This window comes from Streptomyces amritsarensis (assembly GCF_001953875.1).
Taxonomy (GTDB): Bacteria; Actinomycetota; Actinomycetes; order Streptomycetales; family Streptomycetaceae; genus Streptomyces; species Streptomyces amritsarensis.
The window spans coordinates 48,190-55,648 of sequence record NZ_MQUR01000048.1 but is presented as its reverse complement, the minus strand read 5'-3'; the positions used below and the strand labels follow the sequence as shown (position 1 = coordinate 55,648).

Sequence of the window (7,459 nt, the reverse complement as noted above, 5' to 3'; positions counted from 1 at the left end):
GCCGTGCGGGGCGGGCGGTGGTCCGCCCCGCACGGCCCTCCCGGACCCCGCCGCGGACCCCGCGCCCCGAAGAGCGGCGCGGAGCCCGCCGGCGGGTGCGGGATGATGGGGGTATGCCTTCCGCACTCCCCGACGGTGAACCCATGCCCGAAGACGGCTCGCTGCCGTCGCACGCCCTGACGGGCGCGGGGGAGCGGCCGCTCGGCTTCTACCTGCACGTCCCGTACTGCGCCACGCGCTGCGGGTACTGCGACTTCAACACCTACACGGCCACCGAGCTGCGGGGCACCGGAGGCGTACTCGCCTCCCGCGAGAACTACGCCGACACCCTGATCGACGAGGTCCGGCTCGCGCGGAAGGTGCTCGGCGACGACCCGAGGGCCGTCCGCACCGTCTTCGTCGGCGGCGGCACGCCGACGCTGCTGCCCGCCGCCGACCTCGTACGGATGCTCGCCGCGATCCGGGACGAGTTCGGCCTGGCCGACGACGCCGAGATCACGACCGAGGCCAACCCGGAGTCCGTCGACCCGGCGTACCTGGCCGAGCTGCGCGCCGGCGGCTTCAACCGGATCTCCTTCGGCATGCAGAGCGCCAAGCAGCACGTCCTGAAGGTCCTGGACCGCACCCACACCCCCGGACGCCCCGAGGCCTGCGTCGCCGAGGCGCGCGCGGCCGGCTTCGATCACGTCAACCTCGACCTGATCTACGGCACGCCCGGCGAGAGCGACCAGGACTGGCGGGACTCCCTCGCCGCCGCCCTCGGGGCCGGCCCGGACCACGTCAGCGCCTACGCGCTGATCGTCGAGGAGGGCACGCAGCTGGCCCGCCGGATCCGCCGCGGCGAGGTCCCCATGACCGACGACGACGTCCACGCCGACCGCTACCTGATCGCCGACGAGGTGATGGCCCAGGCCGGGTACTCCTGGTACGAGGTGTCGAACTGGGCCACCTCGCAGGCCGGGCGCTGCCTGCACAACGAGCTGTACTGGCGCGGCGCCGACTGGTGGGGCGCAGGTCCCGGCGCCCACTCCCACGTGGGCGGGGTCCGCTGGTGGAACGTCAAGCACCCCGGCGCCTACGCCGCCGCCCTCGCCGAAGGCCGCTCCCCGGGCGCCGGGCGCGAACTCCTCTCGGAGGAGGACCGCCGCGTGGAGCGGATCCTGCTGGAGCTGCGCCTCGTGGACGGCGTCCCGCTGTCCCTGCTCGCCCCGGCCGGCCTCGCGGCGTCCCGCAAGGCCCTCGCGGACGGGCTCCTGGAGCCCGCGCCGTACGAGGCCGGGCGGGCCGTGCTGACCCTGCGCGGACGGCTGCTGGCCGACGCGGTGGTCCGGGACCTGGTCGACTGATCACCCTCCCGGGTGAACCCGCGCTGATCCGGGCCTCGAAGCGAAGTGCACCCTGCTCACCGAACCGTTCGGCGGAGGGGACCAGGGCGACTACCGCACGGCGCGGACCGGCACGTTCGCAGAACCGGTCCCACTCGACGGCCTCGGCGTGACGCTCGACACCGCGGAGTTCGCCGGCCTGCCGCAGATCAGTCCGGGGCCGTGACGAAGTCGATGAGCTCCTCCACGCGGCCCAGCAGGGTCGGCTCCAGGTCCTTGTAGGACGTCACCCGGGACAGGATGTGCTGCCAGGCGGCCCCGGTGTTCTCCGGCCAGCCCAGGGCCCGGCACACGCCCGTCTTCCAGTCCTGGCCGCGCGGGACCACCGGCCACGCCGCGATGCCCAGCGCCGACGGCTTCACCGCCTGCCAGACGTCCACGTACGGGTGGCCCACCACCAGCACGTCCGGCGAGGTCGCGGCGACCGAGGCGGCGATACGGGACTCCTTCGAGCCCGGCACCAGGTGGTCCACCAGCACCCCCAGCCGGGCGTCCGGGGCCGGACCGAACTCCGCCACCACCGCGGGGAGGTCGTCGACGCCCTCCAGGTACTCCACCACCACGCCCTCGATGCGCAGGTCGTCGCCCCACACCCGCTCCACCAGCTCGGCGTCGTGCCGGCCCTCGACGTAGATCCGGCCCGCCCGGGCCACCCGCGCCCGGGCGCCGGGTACGGCGATCGACCCCGACGCCGTCCGGGCCGGCGCCGACGGGCCCCGGGGCGGGCGGACCAGGGTGACGACCGCGCCGTCCAGCAGGAAGGCCCGCGGCTCCATCGGGAACACCCGGCGCTTGCCGAAGCGGTCCTCCAGGGTCACCGTGCCCGCCTCGCAGGCCACCACCGCGCCGCAGAAGTCCGTACCCGCCACCTCGACCACCAGGTCCGGTTCCGCGGCGACCTCCGGCACGGCCTTGGGTCGCTTCCACTGCGGGGTCAGGTCGGGGGAGTACTCGCGCATCCGGCCGACACTAGGAGAGCCGCGCCCCTCCCCGCTACGACACGCCGGAACGGGCCGCCAGTGTGGCGCGTTGCGCACGCACGAACCCCGCGGTGACCACCGCTCCGTGACCCGGCACGTACAGCGCGTCCTCGCCGCCCAGCGCCAGCAGCCGGTCCAGGGCGGCGGGCCACTGGCGGGGCACCGCGTCCGGGCCCGCCGACGGCTCGCCCGACTCCTCCACCAGGTCACCGCAGAACACCGTCTCGCGTTCGCCCGGGACGAAGACCGCCAGGTCGTGACCGGTGTGCCCGGGACCGACGTTGGCCAGCAGCACCTGCACCCCGCCCAGTTCCAGGGTCCACTCGCCCGACACCTGGTGGCCGGGCAGCACCAGCCGCTCCACCGCCTCGGCCGCCTCCTCCGGCGCGAGCCCGTGCCGCACCGCGTCCCCGCGCAGCTCCTCGCGGCCCGACGCGAGCAGCGCGGCCAGCCCGACCGCCCCGAAGACCTCGGCGCCGGGAAAGGCGGCCGCCCCCAGGACATGATCGAAATGGCCGTGCGTGAATGCGATATGGGTCACGCTCCGGCCCGTCAGCCGCTCCGCCTCGGCCCGCACCGCGGCGCCCTCGCGCAGGCACGAGCCGGGGTCGATCAGGAGGACCGACTCGTCCCCCACCACCAGCCCCACCGTGCAGTCCCACACCGGCAGGCGCCGCCGGCCGGCCCTTCCGGTGAGCCGTTCCCAGCCCGCCTCTTCCCAACGTACGTCCATGCCGCGACGCTACCCTGGCGGGCCTCCCTTGCCAGGGTCTTACCACCCGGCCGTACACTGAGCGGGGGCTCTCTGGCACTCGAACGCACAGAGTGCCAACGAACGCCGGAACACGGCAGAACACGTCAGACACGGCAACGGATCACGCTGGAGGTGTGCGCGATGCTCAGCGAACGCAGACTCGAAGTGCTGCGCGCCATCGTCCAGGACTACGTCGGGACGGAGGAGCCGGTCGGCTCCAAGGCGCTCACCGAGCGGCACCGGCTCGGCGTCTCGCCCGCCACCGTGCGCAACGACATGGCGGTGCTGGAGGAAGAGGGCTACATCGCCCAGCCCCACACCAGCGCCGGCCGGATCCCCACCGACAAGGGCTACCGCCTCTTCGTCGACAAGCTCGCGGGGGTCAAGCCGCTGTCGACGCCCGAGCGCCGGGCCATCCAGAACTTCCTCGACGGGGCCGTCGACCTCGACGACGTCGTCGGCCGTACGGTGCGGCTGCTCGCGCAGCTCACCCGTCAGGTCGCGGTCGTCCAGTACCCGAGCCTGACCCGGTCGACCGTCCGGCACGTGGAGCTGCTCTCGCTCGCTCCCGCCCGCCTGATGCTCGTACTGATCACGGACACCGGGCGCGTCGAGCAGCGGCTCGTCGACTGCCCGAGCCCCTTCGGCGAGGCAGCGCTCGCCGACCTGCGGGCCCGGCTCAACAGCCGGGTCGTCGGCAGGCGCTTCACCGACGTGCCGCCGCTCGTCCAGGACCTCCCGGAGTCCTTCGAGGCCGACGACCGGGGCACCGTCTCCACCGTCCTCTCGACGCTCCTCGAAACCCTGGTCGAGGAGGCGGAGGAGCGGCTGATGATCGGCGGTACCGCCAATCTCACCCGCTTCGGACACGATTTCCCCCTGACGATCAGGCCGGTGCTGGAGGCGCTGGAGGAGCAGGTCGTGCTCCTCAAGCTGCTCGGCGAGGCCAACGAGTCGGGAATGGCCGTAAGGATCGGGCACGAGAACGCCTACGAGGGGCTCAACTCCACGTCGGTCGTCTCGGTCGGTTACGGTTCGGGCGGCGAAACGGTCGCCAAACTCGGCGTGGTCGGACCGACCCGCATGGACTACCCCGGAACGATGGGAGCGGTACGCGCAGTGGCACGTTACGTCGGACAGATCCTGGCGGAGTCGTAAGTGGCCACGGACTACTACGCCGTTCTCGGCGTGCGCCGCGACGCATCGCAGGACGAGATCAAGAAGGCCTTCCGGCGCCTCGCGCGTGAACTCCACCCGGACGTGAATCCGGATCCGAAGACGCAGGAGCGCTTCAAGGAGATCAACGCGGCCTACGAGGTGCTCTCGGACCCGCAGAAGAAGCAGGTCTACGACCTCGGCGGCGACCCGCTGTCCGCCTCCGGCGGTGGCGGCGGAGCCGGCGGCTTCGGCGCGGGCGGCTTCGGCAACTTCTCCGACATCATGGACGCCTTCTTCGGCCAGGCCTCGCAGCGCGGCCCGCGCTCGCGGACCCGGCGCGGCCAGGACGCCATGATCCGTCTCGACCTGGAGCTGGACGAGGCGGCCTTCGGGACGACCAAGGACATCCAGGTCGACACGGCCGTCGTCTGCACCACCTGCTCCGGCGAGGGCGCCGCCCCCGGCACCTCGGCGCAGACATGTGACATGTGCCGCGGCCGCGGTGAGGTCTCGCAGGTCACCCGGTCCTTCCTGGGCCAGGTCATGACCTCGCGCCCCTGCCCGCAGTGCCAGGGCTTCGGCACCGTCGTCCCGACCCCGTGCCACGAGTGCGCGGGCGACGGGCGGGTCCGCTCCCGCCGCAGCCTCACGGTCAAGATCCCGGCCGGCGTCGAGAACGGCACCAGGATCCAGCTCGCGGGCGAGGGCGAGGTCGGCCCCGGCGGCGGCCCCGCCGGCGACCTGTACGTGGAGATCCACGAGCTGGCGCACCCGACCTTCCAGCGGCGCGGGGACGACCTGCACTGCACGGTCACCATCCCGATGACGGCGGCCGCGCTCGGCACCAAGTGCCCGCTGGAGACGCTGGACGGCCTGGAGGAGATCGACATCCGGCCCGGAACCGGGTCCGGCCAGGCGATCCCGCTGCACGGGCGCGGCGTCACGCACCTGCGCGGCGGCGGACGCGGCGACCTGATCGTCCACGTCGAGGTCACCACCCCGACGAAGCTGGACGCCCAGCAGGAGGAACTGCTGCGCCAGCTGGCGAAGCTGCGCGGCGAGGAGCGGCCCATGGGCCAGTTCGCGCCGGGCCAGCAGGGCCTCTTCAGCCGCCTGAAGGACGCCTTCAACGGTCGCTGACCGCACGGCGGACAACCGCATCGAGCCCGGCCCGGGCAGACCCCGGCCGGGCTCTTCGCGTTCCCCCGGAGGCAGTCCGTCCGCCCGCCGGGAAGGGGACTATGCCAGGCGGATGCGGTGATTCGGCGGCCTGGGCCGGACGTGGCACGATGCAGCCATGTCCACCGCCGCGAACGGTCTCTCCCCCCACCCGATCGTGCAGGCTCCCATGGCGGGCGGCGCCTCCTGCCCGCCGCTCGTCGCCGCCGTGTGCGAGGCCGGCGCCCTGGGCTTCCTGGCCGGCGGCTACAAGACCGCCGACGGGATGTACCAGGAGATCAAACAGGTGCGGGCGCTCACCCGGCACCGCTTCGGCGTCAACCTCTTCATGCCGCAGACCGGGTACGTCGACCCGGCCGCGGTGGAGGCGTACCGCGGGCAGCTGGCCGGCGAGGCCAGCTGGTACGAGATCTCGCTCGCCGAGGAGGACATCATCGGCACCAGCGACGACGGCTACGACGCCAAGCTCGCCATCCTCCTGGAGGACCCGGTCCCGGTGGTGTCGTTCACCTTCGGCTGTCCCGCCCCCGCGGCCCTGGCCGCCCTGCGCAAGGCCGGCACGTACACCGTCGTCACCGCGACGTCCGTCGAGGAGGCCCGCAGCGCCCAGCAGGCGGGTGCCGACGCCGTCTGCGTCCAGGGCGTCGAGGCGGGCGGCCACCAGGGCACCCACCGGGACGACCCGCAGGTCGACGGCACGGCGGCGCACGGCCTGCTCACGCTGGTGGCGCAGGTGCGCGAGGCCGTGGCCCTGCCGATCATCGCCGCGGGCGGGGTCATGCGGGGCGCGCAGATCGCCGCGCTGCTGGCGGCCGGCGCGGCGGCGGCGCAGCTCGGGACGGCCTTCCTGGTGTGTCCCGAATCGGGTGCGGACCCCGTGCACAAGAAGGCGCTGACCGATCCGCTCTTCGTCCGGACGGAGCTGACCCGGGCCTTCTCCGGGCGGCCGGCCCGGGGGCTGGTCAACCGCTTCGTGCGGGAACACGGCCCCTACGCCCCGGCCGCCTACCCCCAGGTCCACCACCTGACGTCGGGGCTGCGCAAGGCGGCCGCCGCGGCCGGCGACGCGCAGGGAATGGCCCTGTGGGCGGGCCAGGGGCACCGGCTCGCGCGGGCGCTGCCGGCGGCGCAGCTGGTGGAGGTGCTGGCGGCCGAACTGGCCCAGGCGCAGCAGATGTTGAAGGAAATGCAGATGAGGAGTGCGTCATGACGGCCCCGGTGTTCGTGGTCGAAGAGGTCCCCACAGGGGCGGAGTTCGTCCTGGACGGCCCGGAGGGCCGGCACGCGGTGTCCGTGAAGCGGCTGAACCCGGGCGAGCAGGTGGTCCTGACGGACGGCCGCGGCGGCTGGGCGGAGGGGGTCGTCAAGGCGGCCGAGGGCAAGGACCGGCTCGTCGTGGCGGTCGCCGCCGCCGGCCGTGAGGAGGAGCCCGCGGTCCGCATCACCGTGGTCCAGGCCCTGCCCAAGGGGGACCGGGGCGAACTGGCCGTCGAGACCATGACCGAGACCGGCGTGGACGCGATCGTGCCCTGGCAGGCCTCGCGCTGCATCACGCAGTGGCGCGGCGACCGCGGGGCCAAGTCCCTGGCCAAGTGGCGGGCCACGGCCCGCGAGGCGGGCAAGCAGTCCCGCCGGGTCCGCTTCCCGGAGGTCGCCGAGGCCATGTCCACCAAGCAGGTCGCCTCGCTGCTGGCCGGGGCCGACCTGGCGATGGTCCTGCACGAGGACCGCGACACCCCCTCGCAGGCCCTGGCCACGGCCGAGCTGCCCGCCGGCGGCTCCATCGTCCTGGTGGTCGGCCCGGAGGGCGGCGTCTCCCCGGAGGAGCTCGAGGTCTTCGCCGCGGCAGGGGCGCACCCCCACCGCCTGGGCCGTTCGGTGCTGCGGACCTCCACCGCCGGGACCGCGGCCGCGGCGGTCCTGCTGGCCCGTACCGGACGCTGGGCCTGACCGGCCGAAACGCATGCCCGCGACGGGCCCCGGCTGGATACGATGCCCGGACC

Annotated in this window: 7 protein-coding genes; 5 read left to right on the top strand and 2 right to left on the bottom strand. The window is 73.8% G+C overall.

Annotated elements, in window-relative coordinates:
- The first annotated feature begins 113 nt into the window (after positions 1 to 113).
- Positions 114 to 1,346, top strand: coding sequence for a radical SAM family heme chaperone HemW (gene hemW, locus AVW11_RS20495; RefSeq protein WP_076045177.1), 1,233 nt, complete (start codon positions 114 to 116; stop codon positions 1,344 to 1,346).
- A 188-nt stretch (positions 1,347 to 1,534) separates the two neighbouring features.
- Here hemW and AVW11_RS20490 read toward each other — a convergent pair whose 3' ends face one another.
- The gene (locus tag AVW11_RS20490; RefSeq protein WP_060178058.1) at positions 1,535 to 2,344 is read right to left on the bottom strand and encodes a DUF3097 domain-containing protein; all 810 of its coding nucleotides are present in this window, start codon (positions 2,342 to 2,344) and stop codon (positions 1,535 to 1,537) included.
- 34 nt (positions 2,345 to 2,378) lie between these two features.
- Positions 2,379 to 3,098 carry an MBL fold metallo-hydrolase gene (locus AVW11_RS20485; protein WP_076045175.1) on the bottom strand — a complete coding sequence of 240 codons (720 nt, stop codon included), beginning with the start codon at positions 3,096 to 3,098 and terminating at the stop codon, positions 2,379 to 2,381.
- A 162-nt stretch (positions 3,099 to 3,260) separates the two neighbouring features.
- Between AVW11_RS20485 and hrcA the strand changes: the two genes are divergently transcribed.
- From hrcA to AVW11_RS20465, 4 genes are all read left to right on the top strand, one after another.
- On the top strand, positions 3,261 to 4,277 hold the full coding sequence (hrcA, locus tag AVW11_RS20480; RefSeq protein ID WP_030840891.1) for a heat-inducible transcriptional repressor HrcA: 1,017 nt from the start codon (positions 3,261 to 3,263) through the stop codon (positions 4,275 to 4,277).
- A complete protein-coding gene (dnaJ, locus tag AVW11_RS20475) occupies positions 4,278 to 5,417 on the top strand; it encodes a molecular chaperone DnaJ (protein ID WP_030840893.1) in 1,140 nt (379 codons plus the stop codon).
- A 157-nt stretch (positions 5,418 to 5,574) separates the two neighbouring features.
- The gene (locus tag AVW11_RS20470; RefSeq protein WP_037832505.1) at positions 5,575 to 6,666 is read left to right on the top strand and encodes a nitronate monooxygenase; all 1,092 of its coding nucleotides are present in this window, start codon (positions 5,575 to 5,577) and stop codon (positions 6,664 to 6,666) included.
- A complete protein-coding gene (locus AVW11_RS20465; protein WP_060178060.1) occupies positions 6,663 to 7,406 on the top strand; it encodes a 16S rRNA (uracil(1498)-N(3))-methyltransferase in 744 nt (247 codons plus the stop codon). Before AVW11_RS20470 ends, AVW11_RS20465 begins: the two co-directional genes overlap by 4 nt.
- Positions 7,407 to 7,459: the final 53 nt, after the last annotated feature.